General features: G+C 34.6%; 17 protein-coding genes and 1 pseudogene. 9 read left to right on the top strand and 9 right to left on the bottom strand.

Translation table 11 applies throughout. The annotated features are described in order from the left end of the window. Nucleotides 1–2 precede the first annotated feature (2 nt). Nucleotides 3–452 (bottom strand): DUF3290 domain-containing protein, encoded by a 450-nt coding sequence (locus tag G7082_RS03410; RefSeq protein ID WP_166033824.1) that lies wholly within the window; start codon nucleotides 450–452, stop codon nucleotides 3–5. 153 nt (nucleotides 453–605) lie between these two features. Here G7082_RS03410 and G7082_RS03415 point away from each other — a divergent pair, with 153 nt between their 5' ends. Further along, nucleotides 606–1,511, top strand: coding sequence for a hypothetical protein (locus tag G7082_RS03415; protein WP_166033825.1), 906 nt, complete (start codon nucleotides 606–608; stop codon nucleotides 1,509–1,511). A 189-nt stretch (nucleotides 1,512–1,700) separates the two neighbouring features. Here G7082_RS03415 and G7082_RS03420 read toward each other — a convergent pair whose 3' ends face one another. After that, nucleotides 1,701–2,660: a DHH family phosphoesterase gene (locus G7082_RS03420; RefSeq protein WP_166033826.1), complete on the bottom strand. Its 960-nt coding sequence runs from the start codon at nucleotides 2,658–2,660 to the stop codon at nucleotides 1,701–1,703. Between the two features lie 14 nt (nucleotides 2,661–2,674). After that, on the bottom strand, nucleotides 2,675–4,000 hold the full coding sequence (locus G7082_RS03425) for a DRTGG domain-containing protein (protein ID WP_166033827.1): 1,326 nt from the start codon (nucleotides 3,998–4,000) through the stop codon (nucleotides 2,675–2,677). A 257-nt stretch (nucleotides 4,001–4,257) separates the two neighbouring features. Between G7082_RS03425 and G7082_RS03430 the strand changes: the two genes are divergently transcribed. The 6 genes from G7082_RS03430 to G7082_RS03455 are packed head-to-tail and all read left to right on the top strand — an operon-like array spanning nucleotide 4,258 to nucleotide 8,674. Next, complete coding sequence (locus tag G7082_RS03430; protein ID WP_166033828.1) at nucleotides 4,258–4,824, top strand: biotin transporter BioY; 567 nt, start codon at nucleotides 4,258–4,260, stop codon at nucleotides 4,822–4,824. Beyond that, nucleotides 4,817–6,109 (top strand): AMP-binding protein, encoded by a 1,293-nt coding sequence (locus G7082_RS03435; protein WP_166033829.1) that lies wholly within the window; start codon nucleotides 4,817–4,819, stop codon nucleotides 6,107–6,109. The genes G7082_RS03430 and G7082_RS03435 overlap by 8 nt, the downstream gene beginning before the upstream one ends. 21 nt (nucleotides 6,110–6,130) lie before the next feature. Continuing rightward, nucleotides 6,131–7,285, top strand: coding sequence for a thiolase family protein (locus tag G7082_RS03440; RefSeq protein WP_166033830.1), 1,155 nt, complete (start codon nucleotides 6,131–6,133; stop codon nucleotides 7,283–7,285). Further along, nucleotides 7,275–7,613: a hypothetical protein gene (locus G7082_RS03445; protein ID WP_166033831.1), complete on the top strand. Its 339-nt coding sequence runs from the start codon at nucleotides 7,275–7,277 to the stop codon at nucleotides 7,611–7,613. The genes G7082_RS03440 and G7082_RS03445 overlap by 11 nt, the downstream gene beginning before the upstream one ends. Further along, complete coding sequence (locus G7082_RS03450) at nucleotides 7,570–7,899, top strand: hypothetical protein (RefSeq protein ID WP_166033832.1); 330 nt, start codon at nucleotides 7,570–7,572, stop codon at nucleotides 7,897–7,899. Before G7082_RS03445 ends, G7082_RS03450 begins: the two co-directional genes overlap by 44 nt. Beyond that, entirely contained in the window at nucleotides 7,892–8,674 is a 783-nt protein-coding gene (locus tag G7082_RS03455) for an SDR family oxidoreductase (protein WP_166033833.1), read from the top strand. The genes G7082_RS03450 and G7082_RS03455 overlap by 8 nt, the downstream gene beginning before the upstream one ends. A 22-nt stretch (nucleotides 8,675–8,696) precedes the next feature. Here the strand turns inward: G7082_RS03455 and G7082_RS03460 are convergent, their stop codons facing one another. The 5 genes from G7082_RS03460 to G7082_RS03480 form a co-directional block, all read right to left on the bottom strand. Further along, the gene (locus G7082_RS03460) at nucleotides 8,697–10,109 is read right to left on the bottom strand and encodes an MFS transporter (protein ID WP_238842687.1); all 1,413 of its coding nucleotides are present in this window, start codon (nucleotides 10,107–10,109) and stop codon (nucleotides 8,697–8,699) included. Between the two features lie 68 nt (nucleotides 10,110–10,177). Further along, nucleotides 10,178–11,851 carry a ribonuclease J gene (locus tag G7082_RS03465; RefSeq protein WP_166033834.1) on the bottom strand — a complete coding sequence of 558 codons (1,674 nt, stop codon included), beginning with the start codon at nucleotides 11,849–11,851 and terminating at the stop codon, nucleotides 10,178–10,180. A 95-nt stretch (nucleotides 11,852–11,946) separates the two neighbouring features. Then, on the bottom strand, nucleotides 11,947–12,999 hold the full coding sequence (locus G7082_RS03470) for an aspartate-semialdehyde dehydrogenase (protein WP_202983128.1): 1,053 nt from the start codon (nucleotides 12,997–12,999) through the stop codon (nucleotides 11,947–11,949). Between the two features lie 156 nt (nucleotides 13,000–13,155). After that, complete coding sequence (locus G7082_RS03475) at nucleotides 13,156–14,454, bottom strand: LPXTG cell wall anchor domain-containing protein (protein WP_166033836.1); 1,299 nt, start codon at nucleotides 14,452–14,454, stop codon at nucleotides 13,156–13,158. A 118-nt stretch (nucleotides 14,455–14,572) separates the two neighbouring features. Then, the gene (locus tag G7082_RS03480) at nucleotides 14,573–16,285 is read right to left on the bottom strand and encodes an ABC transporter ATP-binding protein (RefSeq protein WP_166033837.1); all 1,713 of its coding nucleotides are present in this window, start codon (nucleotides 16,283–16,285) and stop codon (nucleotides 14,573–14,575) included. A 191-nt stretch (nucleotides 16,286–16,476) separates the two neighbouring features. Between G7082_RS03480 and G7082_RS03485 the strand changes: the two genes are divergently transcribed. Beyond that, nucleotides 16,477–16,863: a DoxX family protein gene (locus tag G7082_RS03485; protein ID WP_166033838.1), complete on the top strand. Its 387-nt coding sequence runs from the start codon at nucleotides 16,477–16,479 to the stop codon at nucleotides 16,861–16,863. Between the two features lie 17 nt (nucleotides 16,864–16,880). Beyond that, nucleotides 16,881–16,979, top strand: a pseudogene (locus G7082_RS15205) (DUF3788 family protein); the annotation flags it as partial. 58 nt (nucleotides 16,980–17,037) lie between these two features. On the opposite strand, the gene G7082_RS03490 reads toward G7082_RS15205, so the two are convergent. Beyond that, nucleotides 17,038–20,250 carry a DEAD/DEAH box helicase gene (locus G7082_RS03490; RefSeq protein ID WP_166033839.1) on the bottom strand — a complete coding sequence of 1,071 codons (3,213 nt, stop codon included), beginning with the start codon at nucleotides 20,248–20,250 and terminating at the stop codon, nucleotides 17,038–17,040. Nucleotides 20,251–20,260 lie beyond the last annotated feature (10 nt).

Here is a 20,260-nt window from a genome sequence, read left to right on the forward strand (position 1 = left end):
ACTCACTCCTCCACTAATTTGACTTGGCTTGCATTCATTAAGTAGGTTTCCTCTAATTTAAAAGAAGACAAATCTGCATTCATATTGATTTGATAATACACATCATCTAACTTGATTAACATCTCATCTTTCACATATTTAGAATTAACCGAAATTTCCTTTGGGTTTTTATTTTGATTCTCACTGATATTTTCAATAAAATTAACCATCTGAGTAGAATTATTTTGATTGGTTTTCCCTACTTCGTATTCATTAATTTGGATCCCGGCCGTAAAAACAATGGCCAAAGAAACTAAAATAATTAAATCTCGATACTTCATTTTATCTTTGCTACGAAATTCCTTTAAAATCACCCAAAGTAATAAACCGAGTAAACCAATAAATAAAACATATTTCCACATATGGCTCTGTGATGACTGATTAACAAAATACTCATATGTATAAAACTCCATTATCCAACACTCCCCTCATAAATTACCTTCCCTTAATTACTTTTATTGTAACACCTGAGTTATTTGAATAACAATTTTAGATTAATTTATTCAGATCAGCTTTTTATGATCATTTCATGGTAAAATAAACCTACTTTGTTAGTGGAGGTTATTATGAAAAAGCGAAAGAAGCAACCTAAGAAAAAAATACGCCAAAGTATTTATAAATACAGTTTTATTTTTACCCTTATTTATTTCACTTTAATTTATTTTCAAAAAAGAATTCTATCTGGGCTTTTTCAAACCCAACTCTCCTTTTCTATTCCAGATACCATCGCCATCTTAACTAGTAGTCATGCTTTAGATGAGCTCACTACAAGAGGTACCAATGGCGCAATACTAGTCGGTGTCTTTCTTATTATTGAAGTTCTCATTTTCGTTAGTGCGATTATCTATTTTCTAATCAAACTTTGGAAAGTTCATTCCTCAAAATATTGGAAAAAATATGATTATGTTCTTGTTTTAGGACTATTCATTTTGTTAATTGGCAGTTTCTATTATGCTTTTGTGACAGCCAACACTTCCCTTGAAACCTTTACAACTGTCCAAAATGCCTTGAATCACTTAGGACCAAAACAACTGGGACAACTAGGTGACAAATGGAAAAACTTTATTTATCATTATGAGTTCTCCTTAGGTTATTTACCTAGAGATATTTCAATTGTTATCGATCAAGTCAAAACGATCGTCTCAAGTGTCAAAGAGATTGCCCAACTACCTGATGTGATTAACGGATGGCTAAACCAGTTAAGTTTATTTAAATTCCATTACTTCCTTGTCATTTGTTCAGGTTCATTTTTAGTGATTCTAGCACAATTATTTGAAAGTCGAAAAATTTGGAATAGATATTTTAAGTTTAATTTCAAAAAGAAAGAACCTAAAGTAAAAACAGAGGATTTAATTAAAGACATGAAGGAAGAACAACAACTCTTAATCAGTCAAATTTACACCTACCAAGAGGACGCTTCTAAAGAAGAACAAAAAAAAGCTCGCAGTAAAAACTATCATCGAAAAAGATAATAAAAAGAGGAAATTGACAGCAAAAGCGTCAATTCCCTCTTTTTATTCTTTAATCATCATTGGAACTAAGCGCCTTTTTCATCACTCTGATTTAGTCCGGGTTCAAAAGGCAGATCCTACGGCAACTTCGCAAATACTAATCAACCCCAAAAGCACGGATTGTTTAGTATTCGCTCCAGTTGCTTGGACCTAAACGCCTTTTTCACCACTCTGATTTACTACTGCTTGTATTTCTTTATAAATTTCTGCGACTTCTTCTAAATCTTGAGCATTGGCACCACTTGCTAATGGGTGACCGCCACCGTGATGACGCTTAGCGATTGTATTAATCACAGGTCCTTTAGAGCGTAAACGGACACGGTAAGTGCCATTTGGTTGTGCCACAAAAATTCCCCAAGCATTAATATCTTTAATTCGTCCTGGCACTGAAATGATGGCTGGTGTTTCTGAATCCACTACATCAAATTTATCTAAAACCTCTTGTGTTAAAAGGACCATCGCAGCTCCCTTTTCATCCACCTGAATATTTTCAGTAACATATCCAGATAAACGAGCGATTTTCACGGTAATTTCATCAATTTGACGATTTAACTTGGCTGCATCAAAAGGAAATTCTCTTAACTTACTTGCCACGTACAGTGTATGACTCGTTGTTGCTGGGTACATGAAACGACCAGTATCCCCAACAATCCCCGCATAAAGAAGACGAGCGGCTTCTGGCGTCATCGTTAATTCTTCTTGATGGGCTTCATAGAAATCATAAATCATCTCACTCGTACTACTTGCTTCCGTATTAATCCATGACAAATCTCCATATGGCTCATCGTTTGGATGATGATCAATCTTAAGTAAGTAATCACCGAGATTGTACTGATCACCACTAATTCTTGGCGCATTTGCTGTATCCGTTGAAATCACCAAAGCACCTTGATACATCTCATCTTCCACTTGATCCATTGTAATCAGATAGTCTAAGTCGTTGACTGAACCACCGATAACATAAATTTCTTTTTCCGGGAAAGTTGTTCTCAAAATTTCTGCCAATCCACCTTGAGAGCCTAATGCATCTGGATCCGGACTTTGATGACGATGAATCATGATTTTTTGATATGCTTTAATTTTTTCTAGAATTTGCTGTGTTATTTCCATTAGAATCTCCCTTTTTATGTCTGTTCCATTAATTGACAGACAATCATTGCTTTTGCCACAATCACATTATCAATATAAACTTCCACATCCATTTTAGCTGAGCGTCGCCCCACTTCAATAATTCGTGGCTTAAGTTCAATCTCGCTATCAATCTGAATCAATTTAAAATAATACAAGCTCATTTGTTCAATCACCGAATTATGATGATAAGTTACCATCATAGTTCTTTGAGCCACAGTTGAAATAATTTGATTTAACACACCAAAGGATAGGGTTCCCATATTATTCACCATTTGTGGTGTCACAACAAATGAAAAATCAGGAATCAAACCATTGTCCTTACTTTCTTTTTCAATTACTTCATCTGTAATTTGATCAGATAATGTATTCGAAACTTGTGGTTGTCTTTGAGCTAACTGCATAGCTTTCATAACATCTCGTCTTGAAACAATTCCTGTTAATGTTAAATCATCTTCGACTACTGGAATAATCTCTAACCCATCCCAAATCATTTGATGCCCAATACTTGCTACACTCATATGATTTTTAGCTCGTCTTGGGTCTTTGGTCATGATTTTTTCAATCGGTTGGGTCGCTTGTTTATTGACCACATCTTTTGATGTAATAATCCCGACTAACCGGTTAGATTTATTCACCACTGGAAAACGAGTAAAGCCACTTGTTTCAGATAGTCGATGATACTCTTCAATCGTATCCTTCACATTTAAATACACCGTTCTCTCAAAAGGCGTCTGAATATCTTCTACGGTCATAATATCTTTTTTAATCATTTGATCACTGATTGCTCGGTTAATCGTTGTCGCTACGGTAAAAGTATCATACGTTGTTCGAATAATCGGCATCTCCATCTCGTCTGCTAAAGATAGAATATCCTCTGATACATCAAATCCCCCAGTTAAAAGGACCGCTGCCCCGTTTTCAAGTGCTAAACGCTGAACACCTTTACGGTCGCCCACAATCATCAGAGAACCTGACGTAATATAGCGCAACATATTTTCTTCTGTCATCGCACCAATGATAAATTTTTTCAATATTTTATCTAAGCCTTTGCGCCCCGCTAAAATATCTCCTTCAATAATTTTAGATACTTCACCAAAGGTTAGTTTTTCAAAATTTTCTTTAATTTTTCTTTCAATTCTTATCGTACCCACTCGTTGAATGGTTGAAACTAAACCAACTGTCTCGGCTTCTTTAATTGCTCGGTAGGCAGTTCCTTCACTTACAGATAACTCTTTAGCTATCCCACGTACAGAAATCTTCTCCCCCACTGGTAAGGTCTCTATGTATTCAAGAATTTGATCATGTTTGGTTACACTCACTGGATTCACCTAATTCTTTCATATTTGTGTTGTTATAGTTGTAAGAATAATCTGTTTCAATTCTCCAATCTACTAATCTTATCCATTTTATCATGATTTTTCATAAAAATGAATTACAACGATTGTAACAGTTTTTTCTATTTTTTTGAAAAATTAAAAAAATATGAAAAAAAGAAAAGTTTGTGTTTCCAATAATGATATGTTAAATTATTGTCACCTTCTTTTTTTATGAAGGTGACAATTTTAGGAGGATTTTTATGCACAATAATATTTATTCAACTCGAAACACACAGACAATAACTAAAATGGGACTTTTTTTAGCAATAATTATCGCGACTGGTTTTTTCTCCATTCCCTTACCCTTTATTGGTGTCCCTATCGTTATACAAAATATGAGTATTATGCTCTCTGGAGGATTTTTAGGTAAAAAATATGGGTTTATAACTAATGCTATCTTTTTATTCTTAGTCTTTATTGGGTTTCCTTTATTAGCTGGAGGTCGTGGTGGTGCCGCTGTCTTTTTAAGTCCTAGTTTTGGTTTTTTTATTGGCTACTTACTTTGCCCAATAGTTATTGGCTTTATTCTCGAAAGAAATACAAAGAAAAGTTTTGTAGTAACCTTCTTAGCTTACTTAATAGGTGGAGCACTTTTTATCAATATCATGGGTAGTTTCTCGATTGCTTATTATAGTCATACATCTCTAATAAACGGACTTAAATCAATCACTGTTTTTCTGCCTTTAGATATCGTTAAAGCGATTATTGCAGCGATCATTCACCAACGTTTGCAACACCTAACACTAAACGGCATAAAAAATGATTAATTTTCCAGATAATAAAATAGATACAGCTGCTATTTTATTTAAAAAACAAACTATTTCTTATCGTGACTTAAAAAATAGCGCTCAGTATTACCAACAAACCATCGACTCTTTAACAGAAGAATTCATTTTTATACCCATGTTTGAAACACCTGAAACAATCTATAAAATAGTGGCTTGTATTTTTTCAAAAAAAGTCTTTATCCCAATCAATCCACTAGATATTTCAGATCAGGTGAGCAAACTATCAAAAAATTTCCCCTCATCTTTCTTATGGGAAACAAAAGATGAGGGGAAATTTTATAAAACCTCACACCCACCCTTGAATTTATCAAAAAACACCTTATTTATTGGGTTCACTTCTGGTTCGACTGGTGAGCCGAAAGGTTTTATTAGAGATAAAAAGAGTTGGCAAAATAGTTTTGATATCTTTCATTCCGTTTTTCCAACAAAAAAATATGTCACTTGCTTAACGCCTTTACACTATTCTTTAGGATTGTATGTTCTTATGCAAACTTTATCTTCTAATCAAACTTTTTTGATGGGAATAAAAAAACTTGACCACCCCTTACTAACAACATCAGTTAGAAATAATCTACAAATCTTTTCAGTTCCAACTGTATTTACTCATTGTTTAACAGCACTCAATAAACAGGTAGATGGCACTTTTGACGTTATTTTAGGTGGAGAACAAACGAATCAACAACATTTAAATTTATTTTCAAAAAAATGTCCTGAAGCAACGCTCTCAGATTTCTACGGAACATCTGAGACGAGTTTTATTTCTTATCATCAAGGACTAACTAGATTAGAAAATAGCGTTGGAACTCTTTTCCCCAATGTTAAAGTGACCATTGATAATCCAACTAATGGAATTGGTGAAATCAACGTCTTTAGTCCCATGATCTTTCAAGGATACTTACAACAGGGAAAAATTGAACCACCTCAACATTTCTTCAAAACAGGTGATTTAGGCAAATTCAAAGATAAACTTTATTACTACGGGAGGAAAGATTCTCGTATCAATCGAAAAGGTGTTAAACTTTTTCCACAGCTTTTAGAAAATATCCTCAGAAGCCATCATAAAATTAAAGATTGTTTTATCTATGGAGAACAAGATACTGATTTTGGAGAACGCGTTGAAGTTCAGATAATTTTTAAAGACACTCAAATTTCTTTACTCGAGTTAAATAGATATTTAAAAAAATTTAATCCTAGTTATAAAATAGATCGACTATACACCGTTACAAAACTAAATATGCATCAAAGCGGAAAGCGAAAAAAATAATTATAAATAGAGGAGTATTATATGGAATCTGTCATGATCATTGATAGCTCACGTTTACCTATTGGAAAATATGGTGGTGCTTTATCACAGTTTCTTCCTGAGCAATTAGGAGGATATTTACTAAATAAGATGATTAATAATATTAACGTTAACCTTCATGATATCGATGAACTTATTGTCGGAAATATTATTGGCGGAGGTGGAAATATCGCTAGAAGAATTGGTCTAACGTCAGGTTTACCCTTGGAAATACCTGCTTTCACGATTGATCGGCAGTGTGCTTCTGGATTAGAGAGTGTCATTACCGCAACAGCAAAAATAAAAAGCGGAATGGCACAATGTATCATCTGTGGAGGTGTTGAAAGTTCCAGTCGAGCACCTTGGTTAATTGAGCGACCTCAACAACTTTTTGGTAAAACTCCTAAAATTTTGGAAAGAGCGCCTTTAAGTGTTGAGCCTTACGGAGATCCTTCAATGGGAGAAGCTTGTGAGTTACTAGCCAAAAAATACGATATCTCTAGACATGATCAAGATCACTATGCTTTTAATAGTCAATTGAAATACCAGAGCGCACTGACTGAAGGGCGATTTACTGAGGAGATAACACCTATCGATCATATCAGCCAAGACGAAAGTCCTCGTTCAAATACAACCCTCGACAAACTAAATTCATTACCCTCTGTATTTAGTAAAAACGGCACCCTTACAGCTGGTAATAGTTGTCCTATCAACGACGGTGCCTCTTTTATGATTTTAGCTAGTAAAGAATTCTGCCGTTTAAATAATATTCAACCTATAGCTGAAATCATTGATGGCGTGTCTTGTGGTGTAGAACCTATCTCTTTTGGTATCGGACCAGTTAGTGCTACTGATAAATTACTTAATAAAAATAATCTAACTATTAGCGACATCCATCGTATTGAATTAAATGAAGCTTTTGCTGCTCAAACCCTCTCTTGTATAAAACTAGGGCAATGGCCCATTGATAAAATTAACGTTTCAGGAGGGGCTTTAGCTTTTGGTCATCCTTTCGGCGCAACTGGGGCAATACTTGTTAGACGATTAATCACTGAACTCCATAGACAAAACAATCTAGAGTTAGGACTTGTCTCAATGTGTGTCGGTGGTGGACAAGGAACGTCGCTTCTTATCAGAAAGGTATCATATGGCAACTAAAGAAATTTTTATTAATTCAAAAGAAATCAATAGCTTCAATCAGTTAGTCCATTATTCTGGATCAACTTTTTCTAAAGCTTACTTTTTAACTCTTTGGCGGTATTTTACTGTTGATGACCTAAAGGATACGCAACATCTACTAGTTGAACAGCATATTGACGACTTCATCCCGATTATTTTAGACGAATATTACTCAGTTACCCTTAATAAAATTGATGTACTAACCAAAAATGACATAAGTTTTTGGACATATGAACTCTTAATAAAAAAAGGAGAAAAAAACTATGCCAGATGTCTCTCAAAGATCTACATTAAAGAAAATAGCTAGTTTTTCTTTTACCCAGGAGGATATTTTAGCCTATAGAAATTTCTCTATGGATCTAAATCCTATTCACTTAGAAGGCGTTGTTTTTGGCATACAATTAATGGCTACCATAGAGAATCACCTACTTAATTATCTAAGATGTCCTATTTTTAATAACTTATCTTACTACTATTTGGATAAAGTTTACGCAAATGACACCATCGATCTCTATTTGGATGAATATTCTCATGATTTTACAGTTTGTAGTTTAGACAAAACAATTGGGAAAGGAAAGATTTCTATTGAATAAAGTAATTGTTATAACAGGAGGTACAAAAGGGATTGGTCGTGCCTTAGTTGATTGGTATTTAAAAAAAGGATTTTGTGTGGCAACTTTTTCTAGCCAAGAAAAAAATACCCAGCATCTACAAAGTTGCTATCCGGAGCACCCGAATCTGCTCATTGAGACTTTTGATATTAGGCATCAATCGGCTGCTATTCAATTTGTAGAAACAGTTATTCAAAAATTCCACCAGATTGATACGTATATTTTTAATAGTGGCATTTGCGAAGATAAGACTTTTCTTAAAATGACTTATGAACAATGGAAAGATGTCATAGAGATTAACCTCACTGCTCATTTTTCTATAACTCAAGCTATTTTTAGACAAATGACACTACAGGACGGGCAAAAAAATATCTTCTTTATGACTTCTCAAGCTGGGATAACAGGATCTTTTGGACAATCCAACTATGCTGCTAGTAAGGCTGGATTAATTGGATTATCACACACATTAGCATTAGAAGGGAAAGCTCATAATATTAAAGTAAATGCTATTTCTCCTGCCGCTGTTACTGACATGACTTTACCTGTTATTGAAATGATTGAACAAAAATGCCAACAAACTCACCAACCTTTTCCTAAAGAGTGGCAGATTGGTTCTGCAAGAGATATCGCAGCTGGAATCTATGAGTTAACCTTGTTAAATCCTGCTCCATCAGGTGAAATTTATTCGATTAACGGGAACGCTATTCAAGTATATTCAAAAAATGAGAAAAAAAGAGATTCCAAAAATTACTTATAATTTTTGGAATCTCTCTTTTATGCTATTTTTTTGCTTGTCTAAAACGTCTTATCGTTACGACAGTTGCCAAAAGACAAATGATAAATGAAACAATATAAGTAATATGCATCCCGTAAACAAAGATATCTGGTCTACCTTCTACATACCCTACTACTTTTTCACCTAAATTAGAACTCATGGATTGATATAGAATAGTTGTTGATAAAGAAATACCAATAACCATTCCTAAATTTCGAGCCAGTGAATTCAAACTACCCGCAATCCCGTACTCTGATTTATCCACACTAGACATGATGATTGTGTTATTAGGCGCTTGGAACATGGCATTTCCTGCACCCACAAGTGCCATAATTACTACAAATAAAAAGACTGGTGAACCTTCACCTAAAACTAAATAACCAATCTGACCTAAAGTTAGTAACACCAGCCCAACTAGAGTAATCATATGTGGCCCTTTTTTATCTGTTAAGTAACCACTTAAAGGTGCGCCAACAATCATCACTAAAGGAAAGACCATCATTAAGAATCCTGCTGTTTTAGCTTCTAACCCTAACACATTTTGTAAATAAAAAGGATTAATCACATTCGCAAAAAAGTTAGTAATAAAAATTAGAGTAGCTGTAAATAAGCTAACTGAGAACATTTTATTTTTAAATAATTTCAACTGAACAAGAGGCTTCTCATGATTTGACTCATGACGATAAAATAGATACAAAGTGAGTAAAGATACGACAATCATCCCTAAAATCAATGGGTTTAGAAAGCCTTTTTCTTGCCCTAAGAAGATACCACCAAAGAATAACATGATGAAGAGAGCAAATAAGATAAAGCCTAGATAATCAATACTTTCACCACTTTTTTCTTCTTCTTTAGGTAAAAAGTACCAACCGAATAGTAAGGTAATAATTCCAACTGGAACATTGATCCAAAAAATATATGACCAATTAAAGTGAGATAAAATGACGCCACCAACACCCGGTCCTGCAATGGCACCTAATGAAACAAAAGAACCAATTAAACCAAGAGCACGTCCTCTTTCACTTGCTGGGAATATTTCAGTAATAATCCCTGTTCCTGTCGCCATTGTCATACTAGCGCCTATCGCTTGAACGATTCTTGAAACTAAAAGTAAACTCAGACTTCCTGGAATCCCACATAAAAAAGATCCAATCACAAAAACAATCGTGCCGATTTTAAAGACTTTAATCTTACCAAAACTATCGCCGATTTTACCAAAAAACAACAGAAACACACAAATGGCCATCAAGTAAACTGAAACAACCCATTCCGATTGATTCATAGGTACTCCAATACTTTCTGAGATGGTTGGTAAGGCAATATTAACAATACTACCATCTAATGTTGACATAAATGTAAATAAACCAATCGCCGCTAAACTAAACCAACGATACTTTAATGTTTTTTCTTGATTCACTCTATAACTCCCCCTACAAATTGAAGAGGCTGACAAATTAATAGCGTCAGCCCCTAATGATTAATTATTTATTTTCTTTTTTGACTTGATTCCATGATAACTGGTAAAATAACCGGTCTTCTCTTTGTTTGTTCATACAAATGACGACTTAGTTGATCTCTGATTTCTTGTTTTAAAACGCCCCAGTCAAAATCTTGTTTTTCTAAGTTTTCTAAAACAACTGTCTCAACAATCGCTTCACTTTCTTTCATCAAGTCAGTGCTTGTCTTAACATAAACAAAGCCACGCGAGGTAATTCTTGGTTTTGAAATAATTTTCTTAGCGCGACGATTAATCGTTACTACTGCGATAAAAATGCCATCCTCAGATAAAATCTTACGATCTCTTAAGACAATATTACCAATATCACCCACACCTAAACCATCGATTAAGACATTATCAGCATCTGTTGAACCTGTCATTCTTAAACGACCTTTTTCAAATTCAAGAATATCTCCTCGACCTGTAATGAAAATATCTTGGTAAGACATGCCTAGTTCATGAGCCAAATCAGCATGAGCTGCAAGTAATCGGTACTCACCTTGAACGGGTACAAAGTATTTTGGTTTCATTAAGTTAAGCATTAATTTTAAATCATTTTGATTCCCATGACCTGAAACATATAAGTTATCTGAAATTGTTTTAACCGTTCCACCAGCACGGTAAATCATATCTTCCGTCTTAGCCACTGTTGTTTCCACAGAAATAGCTGGTGTTGTCGTGATGTAAACTAAATCACCTTCTTGAATCTTGATACTACGGTGACGTTTACTTGCCATTTTTTGTAGTGAGTGAAGAGGCTCACCCATACGACCTGTTTCTAAAATCAAAATGTTTTCTGGATTTTTGTTTTTCATTTCTTTTTCAGTAATAATTAAATCTTCATTAGGTAATTTCAATTTGCCTAATTTAATCGCTGTTTTAACGATTTGTTCCGCATCTTTCCCAGTTAAGACAACTTGACGCTCTGACTTAGCCGCTGCATTCAATACTTGTTGCACGCGTTTAATGTTACTAGCAACACTTGCCACAATAATACGGCCTTCCCAGTAGCGAATCGTATCATAAACTTCTTCTGCCGTTTGATTTTCAGATGCAATCAATTGGGCACTCTCTGCATTAGATGAGTCACTTAGAAGCGCAAATACGCCTTCTTTACCAATTTCTGCTAATCTTGAAAAATCTGTTTTGTAATCATCTGTGGCACTTTGATCGAATTTAAAATCACCTGTGTAGACAATGCTACCTTCTTCTGTCTTAATCGAAATTCCAATTGAATCTGGAATAGTATGTGTCGTGCTAAAGAAACTGATAACCGCATGACCAAAATCAATTTCAGTAAACTCATCTACCACATGGAAATCTTTGAAATCCTTGGTATTCGGGTAATTTTTAACATTTATTTTAGCTAGTTCTGTTGTTAACTCTGTTCCAAAAACGGGCACTTTTATATTTTCTAATAAATAAGGTAATGCACCGATAGCATCCGCGTGTCCATGACTCAAAAAGACACCCGCAATTTTATCTTTGTTCTCAATCAAATAAGAAAAATCTGGTATTACCATATCAATTCCTAATTGTTCATTCTCTGGATATTTCAGTCCGCAGTCTAACACAAAAATTTCGTTCTCTACTTCGATAACATAGATACTTTTCCCATTTTCTCTAACTCCGCCAAGAGGGACTATTTTAATTTGACTCACTCTTTTTTCACCTCATCAATTTTTGATTAATCTCACTTAATCAAAAGTTCTTTCTTTTATTATTAAGAGATACTTTTTTCTATCTCTATTGTTTACTAATTATTTACTCTCACAAGAGACATCGCATGTAATCTTTCAGCGATTTGAACCGAATTCCAGGCAGCACCCTTGAGTAAGTTATCTGATACTACCCACAGATGGAAACCAGTCGTCACATCTAAATCACGACGAACTCGTCCTACAAAGACTTCTTTTTTGTCTACTGAAGTTAAGGCTTGAGGATAAATTTGTTCTTTTGGCTCATCCTCTAAAATGATTCCTTCAGATTGACTTAAAATATTTTTGATATCATCTGGCGTCACTTGATCTGTTTTAATCTCAATATAAACAGATTCCGAATGCCCCGTCATGACAGGAATCCGGACACAGGTTGCTGACACTTTAATTGTGTCATCTTCCATAATCTTTTTCGTTTCATTAACCATTTTCCACTCTTCATTTGTATAATCATCCTCTGAAAACACATCAATTTGTGGTAAGGCATTGAAGGCTAACGGGTAGTGTTTCTCATCTCCAGAACAAGGTAAAATATTTGCTTCGACTTTTGTTTCTCCCGCTAACATTTGACTCGTTTGTGTTTTCAGTTCATTAATTGCTGACATACCCGCACCACTAACCGCTTGATACGTTGAGACAATAATTCTATCCAACCCATAAGCTTGACGAATCGGCTCTAGTGCGACCATCATTTGAATAGTTGAACAATTTGGATTAGCGATAATGCCTTGATGATTTTTTAACGCTTCTGAATTCACTTCTGGTACAACAAGCGGGATATCTTTTTCCATTCTAAAGGCACTTGTATTATCAATGACTACGCAACCACGTCTGACTGCTTCATTGGCATATTGTTTAGAGATAGAGCCTCCTGCACTAAATAAGGCAATATCGACACCTTCAAAAGAATCATTTACTAACTCTTCAATCAGATATGTTACACCTTTAAACGAAATTTCTTTACCCGCTGAGCGTTTTGAAGCTAAAAACTTAATACTTTCAATTGGTAATGAACTATTTTCAAGCATTTCTTTCATCTTCGTACCCACAGCTCCAGTTGCTCCAACAATTGCTACGCTGTATTTACCCAATAAAAACTCCTCCTTCATTTTTACATAATTCTCCCGATTTTACTTATCCTCTATTTTAGCATAAATTTTAAAAAAATTCTTTATCTAATATTTTACGAACTTAAAGAAAAAAAGAAACGAAAAAGTCGCTAAACTTTTTCGTTTCTTTTAATCAATTTAGTTAGTTTCTTTCTTGTAATAAATTTTACCAAATAGCATTAACATCAACATACCTAAAACGGCAGCCATGATATTTTCTTCTTCACCTGTTGCAGGTAAAGCACTATTTGATTTAAGAACAATCGGTTTTGTTGCTGATTTGTTCGTGCTAGTAGTAACAAATTTGATTTTTTCTTTAGGAACGACTACTGGATCTACTTTAATTCCAGGTTTAGGTTTAACAATTGTTGGTTCTATCGGCTTCACTGGATCTACCGGTTTAATTGGGTCAACCGGATCTACTGGTTTCAATCCATCAATAATAGCTCTAAGTTCCTGCATGATTGCTTCCATCTCTTCTAATGAATCCACTGAGTTTAAATAATATAACCATTCAGTTTCTTCTTCAGCTGAAATTAAACCACTCGTTACCCAACTTGTAATTTCATCTTCATACCCTTTAACAACTGCTTCGTCTTCTTGTTGTTTAGGTACAACGACTTCATCATAAAATTTAGTGAACAACGCATCAATATCAGCTGCGTTATCTAACACACTAATTAAAAGCATTAGTGAAATATACTCTTCATATGAAGCATAACCATCAACCATCCAGCCGAATGCAGTCGCATCAATCGCTGCAATTTGTTCACTTAACTCAGGATGAGGTGTTGCTTCGTCCATTGCTGCTCGTAACATCTCCATAATAACGTCTAATTCTTCAAGTGAAGTTGCGCTGTTTAAAAAATGTAAGTAAACAACTTCACTTTGTCCATTAATTAACCCTTGCGCTACCCACGAAGCAATTTCATCTTCATAACCTTTGATTAACTCTTCAATAGGGAAATTTTTTGGTACAACAACTGTATCATAGAAATTAGTAAAAATTTCATCAATTTCAGTTTGTGTTTTAGCATTATTAATTAATGCCATCACAGCATTGTACTCTTCTACTGTTGCATACTTACTATTCACATAACCTTTAATTGTTGCATCTAAATCTGCTTTTTGTTGTTTCAATGCTTCTTCTTCAGCTTTTATATCTGGCTTTACTTCTTCCGGTTTTGTCTCCGGCTTCACTTCTTCCGGTTTCGTTTCCGGCTTCACTTCTTCCGGTTTTGTTTCCGGCTTAGCTTCTTCCGGTTTTGTTTCCGGCTTCACTTCTTCTGATTTTTTAGAATCAACTTTAACCAGGTTAACCACTTTTTCATCGTTAACTTTTGTTTCCGTTGTATTTTCTGCCATTGTTGTTACTGTACCTAACATAAAAGCGCTAGATAATAAAACAATTGAACTCATAAATTTATTTCCCTTCATAAAATCTCCTCCTAAAATACATGTTACCTTATAAAACGTTCCATTTCTACAGAAAACAGATAAAAAACACCTTAAATATATTTTTAAAACATAAAAAAACGACATCATAAAGACATCGTTAGTTAAATTGAGCATTATATAATTTTTCATAGACTCCTTTTTGATTTATCAGAGCTTCATGTGTGCCATCCTCCACAATTCCTGCTTCATCCACTACAATAATCCGTGTTGCATGCTTAATCGTAGCTAATCGATGAGCGATCATTAACGTGGTTCTTCCTTCAGATAACGACATCAATGATTCTTGAATAACTTTTTCCGTTTCCGTATCTAACGCTGAGGTCGCTTCATCTAAAATTAAAATAGGCGGATTCTTTAGAAACATTCGCGCGATAGCTACACGCTGTTTTTGACCACCGGATAATTTAACCCCTCGTTCTCCAATAATGGTTTCCAACCCATCTGGCATATCTGAAACAACTTTACTTAAATGAGCCAGTTCAACCGCTCTTTCTATTTCTTCTTCTGTTGCCCCTAATTTTCCGTATGCCACATTCTCTTTAATACTACCTGGAAACAAGAAAACATCCTGTTGCACAATCCCTATTTGCTGGCGTAATGAGGACATTTTTATATCTTGAATACTGTGACCATCAATCTGAATACTCCCAGAATCTATCTCATAAAATCGTGGCAACAAATGACATAAGGTTGTTTTCCCGGCGCCACTTGGACCAACAAAGGCTATGGTTTCACCACGCTTAATTTCTAAATTGAGCTGATTAAACACTTCTGTTCCATCATCATATGAAAAAGAAACATTTTGATAGCTAATATCACCTGCTAAATAATCAACTTCTTTAGCCTCTTTTTTGTCCTCAATGGCAGGCTTTTTATCTAATTCTTCTGTAAAACGTTTAAATCCAGCAAAACCTTTTGGATAGCTTTCTAACATCGCATTTATCTTCTCAATTGGGCGAGCAAATACATTCGATAAAAGGATGAATCCTACGAAATTCCCATTCGTAATTTCTCCTTGAATCACGTAGTAAGAACCAAATAATAAAGCAAATAAACTAATCAAACGAATCAAGAAATAATTATAGGAAGAACTCACTGCCATCGTTTTATAAAAGGCTAATTTTGATTGACGATACAGTTGATTAAGTTTTGAAAAACGTTGTTGCTCATACTCTTCATTAGCAAAGGCTTGCGTTACTCGAATCCCACTCACACTCGCTTCGATGCCTGCGTTAAACTCTCCTAAATTTTCATAAATCTGTGTATTAACTCGTGTCATTTTTTTATTAAAAAAGGCTAATGCTAACGTGATAAACGGAACTATCACCGCAGTTGCAAGAGCTAAACTACTATGAATGTTATACATCAAGGTAAATGAACCAACTAGCGTCATAATAGTTATAAAAATATCTTCTGGTCCATGATGGGCCACTTCTGAAATTTCAAATAAATCAGTTGTCAGACGACTCATTAGTTTACCTGTCTTTTGATTATCATAGAACGAAAATGGTTGTTTTTGAAAATGACGAAACAATTCATTACGCATATCTGTTTCAATGTTTGTCCCCAATTTATGTCCAAAATAAACAACAATATACTGAAACACAGTATTAATAATGTAGAAAAATAATAGCATGGCACTGACCATAAAAATCAATCGTAAATTCCCTGTAGGCATTATTTTATCAATCACTTGATTCACAATCACCGGAAAACTTAACTCTAAAATAGCTGCAATAATGGCACAACTAAAATCTAGTATAAAAAGCGCCCTATATGGTTTGTAATATGAAATAAATCTTTTTAACACCCTAATTCCCCCTTATTTCCTTAATAACTTTCTATTCTATCAAAGAATCTTTAAAAAAACTCATTAAATAACTCGTTGTTTTTTTATAGACTCTTTTTTATAACAAGTAACAAAATAAGTTACTTATTTATTGTAAGACTCTTTGTTATATGGTTTAATTAAAAAATCTTATTGAAGGGAGTTTTTTTATTATGACACAATCACAACGCATCAATATAAGTTTTATTATTTTACGAGTTTTCTTAGGAGGGACGATGGCTATTCATGGTCTGCAAAAAGTGATGAATCTTGCTGATACAACTGATTTCTTTGTTAGCTTAGGGTTACCTAGTTTCATGCCTTTAATTATCGCTGCTATTGAAATTTTTGGTGGTATTTTTATGATCATTGGTTTGTTAGTTCCTCTTGTTTCACTTGGATTCATCGCTATCTTAGTTAGTGCTACTTTCATGCTAAAAGCAGGAGCAGGTTTTGTAAACGGCTATGAATTAGAAGTTTTATTAATTGCTATGAGTCTTGTTGCTGGACTTTCACATTGGAGCAAAAAAATATTTTTACCTTTTTCAATCAGTGAATAGAAAATAAGAGGTTGTGACAGAAGTGTTCAGCTTCAAGAAATAAGAAGGAAATCACGAAAATTGCTTTTCAAATTTTTGTGATTTTCGGCTTATTTCCGAAGAAGCTACTTCTGTGACACCGCTTTATTTGTAAAAAGAGGGACTGTGACGTACTTATGTCACAGTCCCATTTTTTTATTCTATCCCCACATCCAAGATATCTTTAATATCTTCCATGGTCATTTTACCTAAATCTTTGGCACTTTCTGAGTTTAGAACTTGTTGGAACAATTCTTTTTTCTCAGCTTGAAGTCGGTTCATTTTCTCCTCAACCGTTCCTTCTGAAATCAAGCGCCAGACTTCAACTTTTTTCTTTTGACCCATACGGTGAGCACGCCCAGTTGCTTGATCCTCTACTGCTGGGTTCCACCATAAATCGTAAAGAATAACAGTATCCGCACCGGTTAAGTTCAGGCCTGTTCCACCTGCTTTTAGCGAAATCAAGAAGACATCTTTGGCCCCACGATTGAAACTATCAACCATCTCTTGTCTCTTAGCTAAAGGTGTACTACCTCGTAAATAAAACGTCTCAATATCTAATTTAGCTAATTCTTCTTCTAAAATACTTAGCATACCTGTAAATTGAGAGAACAGTAAAATTCGACGTCCATTAGCTTTTGCCGTTTGAATCATATCAAGTGCTTGATTCATTTTACCAGAATCACCTTCATAGTCTTCAATAAACAACTGTGGGTGACAACAAATTTGTCTTAATCTCGTTAAACCAGAAAGAATTGAAATCCGGTTCTGATTTAATTCTTGTTTCGTCATACCAGCGACACTTTTTTGCATTTGTCTTAGATGTGCCACGTAGACTGTTTTTTGTTCTTCAGTTAAATGACTGTATAAATCAGTCTCCACTTTATCTGGTAAATCATCTAGAACTTCTTTTTTCTCACGTCTCAAGACAAATGGTTTAATCATCATCGCAATTGTTTCAGTCGTTAATTGTTTGTAACGTCTGAGTGGTGGGAAAAATCCTGGCATTAGAATTCTAAACAACGCCCATAACTCTTCAATTTTATTCTCAATTGGTGTCCCACTTAAAGCAAAATAATGTTCTGCTTTTAGCGTTTCAATCGTTTGGAACGTTTTGGTTGCTGCGTTTTTAATCATCTGAGCTTCATCTAAAATTAAACTATGGAAGGTCATTTTTTCGTAAACATCATAATCTTGTCTTAACGTCGTGTATGATGTCACTAAGATATCTGTTTCAGTATAATTCTCAATAATCTCGGTTCTTTCTAACTTACTTCCGATAACCACTTTAACCTTTAAATCTGGGGCAAATTTTTGAATTTCAACTTGCCAATTGTACAACAGACTGGCTGGTGCGACGATTAAAACAGGTTCAGTTAATTTACCTTCTTCTTTTTCAGACAATAAATAAGTAATGGTTTGAACTGTTTTACCAAGTCCCATATCATCGGCTAAAATACCACCAAATTGATAATGACTCAACATTTTCAACCATTTAAAACCGGTCACCTGATAATCTCGTAAGGAAGCATTTAAGCCCTTAGGTAGTGCCACCTCATAGTTACTCGGATGAGTTAAATTCGTCACCATCTCTGTAAATAGATCCGTCGTCTCAACGTCTTTCATCTCTGATAATGCCTGATTAACCATTAAACCACGGTAACGAGGAACTTCTAGTTTTCCTTTACGAACTCTAATATCGCCTCTTAATTGTTGTAAGACTGAGCTGGTCTCTTTAAACCCTTGTTCGTCTAAGAACAGGATTTGCCCACTCTTAAGCTGATGGTAATCTTGTTGTTTCATCAAACTTACTAATACGTCATTGATTTCATTTTCTTCAATGTTTGAAATATCGAACTGAATATCTAACCATGAACCATCTTCAATCACTTTGACTTTTGGTTGATGCTCTGTAGAATTTAAGAAAAGTTGCGCCACATTTGGAGCAATCCCCACTTCAGCATAACGTCGAATCGTTGGTACTTCTTCACGAATAAAGGCATATAATTCTTGCTCTTTTGGTAATTGTTTCAGGTAAGCATTTTTTCTTTTAGCATACCCAAAATGTTGTAATAACTTCTCGATTCTTTTCTCTTGGACTTGATTTCTAATCACTTGTGATTCTTTACCAAGTGACGTTGAGTGCTCTTTATGACTAGAGAAAACAAACTCTCCGTAAACATAATCCACTCGTGCTTCAAGTTGACCTTGTACTTCTTCAATCCAAATTTTCGACCTTAAGGGTACTCGAATCATCTCACTTTGTAAATCATCAGAGACATACACTTTCGCGACAGAATCTAAGTTGGGTAAGATATAAGAAAATAGATCTCCTACATTATCTTTTGTAAAGACAATCTCAGGTTCTTCTAAACGTTTTAATAATTGAAGGAGTAATTCATAGCGCTCCGATTGCTCATTGGTCAATTCATAAATTGAATGATTGCCAATCGCCCATTGGTATTTTTCTAAATACATCTCAATTGGGTCTTTAATTTCCATTTTATAATCCGTTGTCCCAACAGGTGAAATACACACATCAATAGGTAACTTACCCTCTTTGAAGTAAATCGTTTGTTTTTTATCTTCTGGTGTATTAAAAATTAACCTCTCCGTTTTAGTTAATTCTTCAACGAAAAACTTAACTGTTTCACTACCTAATATCAAATAGCGACGATTGATTTTCCCTTTTTGTTGGACGCTTGTTTGATCCAATAAATCTTGTGCTTCACGTATTTCAAGAAGCTTATCTAATAGCGTGATATCTCGTTGTGAAAATGAGTTTTCACCAATCACAAATGATTTTTCATTTAACTTGTAAGTCGCTTTTTTTTCATAACAATCTAAAAATTCTTGGATATTTTTCACCACGTAAGTTTTGCTACCTGGAAAACGACTGCCTAATTTTAAAGAAACAGCAATAACTGACTGTTCTGGATGAAAAGATAAGGTTTCTACCACATCCATAACAAACTCCATTTTTAATGGATCGCTTGTTAGTAGTGTTTTCTCCGTCTCGGCTTCTTGTAATCTTTCAAAACTTTTTGAAAAAATATCTGCGTGTGATGGTGGTGTGTATATTTTTTGTGTGTTAACTTGTTTCTTAATGTATCTGTTCAAGCCTTTTTCTCTTAAAGCAAGTTCGGTTGCTACGGTGTGCTTACAAAAGCCATGCTGTTGCCAGTACTGACATTGACACACATCTTCTTCTCTTGCTGTTCCATCTAATTCAATGTGAAACACTTCTGACCCTACAACATCAGCATACCAAACTTGTTGTTCTTCATTTTTACTGATCGATACGACACGCCCATCTTTGGCGTACTCTCGACCTTCTTCAACTACTTTTTCAGGGATGGACCATTTCATACGTATCACT

Origin of the sequence: Vagococcus hydrophili, assembly GCF_011304195.1 — a bacterium.
GTDB classification, from domain to species: domain Bacteria; phylum Bacillota; class Bacilli; order Lactobacillales; family Vagococcaceae; genus Vagococcus; species Vagococcus hydrophili.

What these genes read in the sequence shown, in the direction of transcription:
- G7082_RS03410 (WP_166033824.1), bottom strand. Translation starts at nt 452, where the DNA reads ATGGAGTTTTATACATATGAGTATTTTGTTAATCAGTCATCACAGAGC.
- G7082_RS03415 (WP_166033825.1), top strand. Translation starts at nt 606, where the DNA reads ATGAAAAAGCGAAAGAAGCAACCTAAGAAAAAAATACGCCAAAGTATT.
- G7082_RS03420 (WP_166033826.1), bottom strand. Translation starts at nt 2,660, where the DNA reads ATGGAAATAACACAGCAAATTCTAGAAAAAATTAAAGCATATCAAAAA.
- G7082_RS03430 (WP_166033828.1), top strand. Translation starts at nt 4,258, where the DNA reads ATGCACAATAATATTTATTCAACTCGAAACACACAGACAATAACTAAA.
- G7082_RS03435 (WP_166033829.1), top strand. Translation starts at nt 4,817, where the DNA reads ATGATTAATTTTCCAGATAATAAAATAGATACAGCTGCTATTTTATTT.
- G7082_RS03440 (WP_166033830.1), top strand. Translation starts at nt 6,131, where the DNA reads ATGGAATCTGTCATGATCATTGATAGCTCACGTTTACCTATTGGAAAA.
- G7082_RS03445 (WP_166033831.1), top strand. Translation starts at nt 7,275, where the DNA reads ATGGCAACTAAAGAAATTTTTATTAATTCAAAAGAAATCAATAGCTTC.
- G7082_RS03450 (WP_166033832.1), top strand. Translation starts at nt 7,570, where the DNA reads ATGCCAGATGTCTCTCAAAGATCTACATTAAAGAAAATAGCTAGTTTT.
- G7082_RS03475 (WP_166033836.1), bottom strand. Translation starts at nt 14,454, where the DNA reads ATGAAGGGAAATAAATTTATGAGTTCAATTGTTTTATTATCTAGCGCT.
- G7082_RS03485 (WP_166033838.1), top strand. Translation starts at nt 16,477, where the DNA reads ATGACACAATCACAACGCATCAATATAAGTTTTATTATTTTACGAGTT.
- G7082_RS03490 (WP_166033839.1), bottom strand. Translation starts at nt 20,250, where the DNA reads ATGAAATGGTCCATCCCTGAAAAAGTAGTTGAAGAAGGTCGAGAGTAC.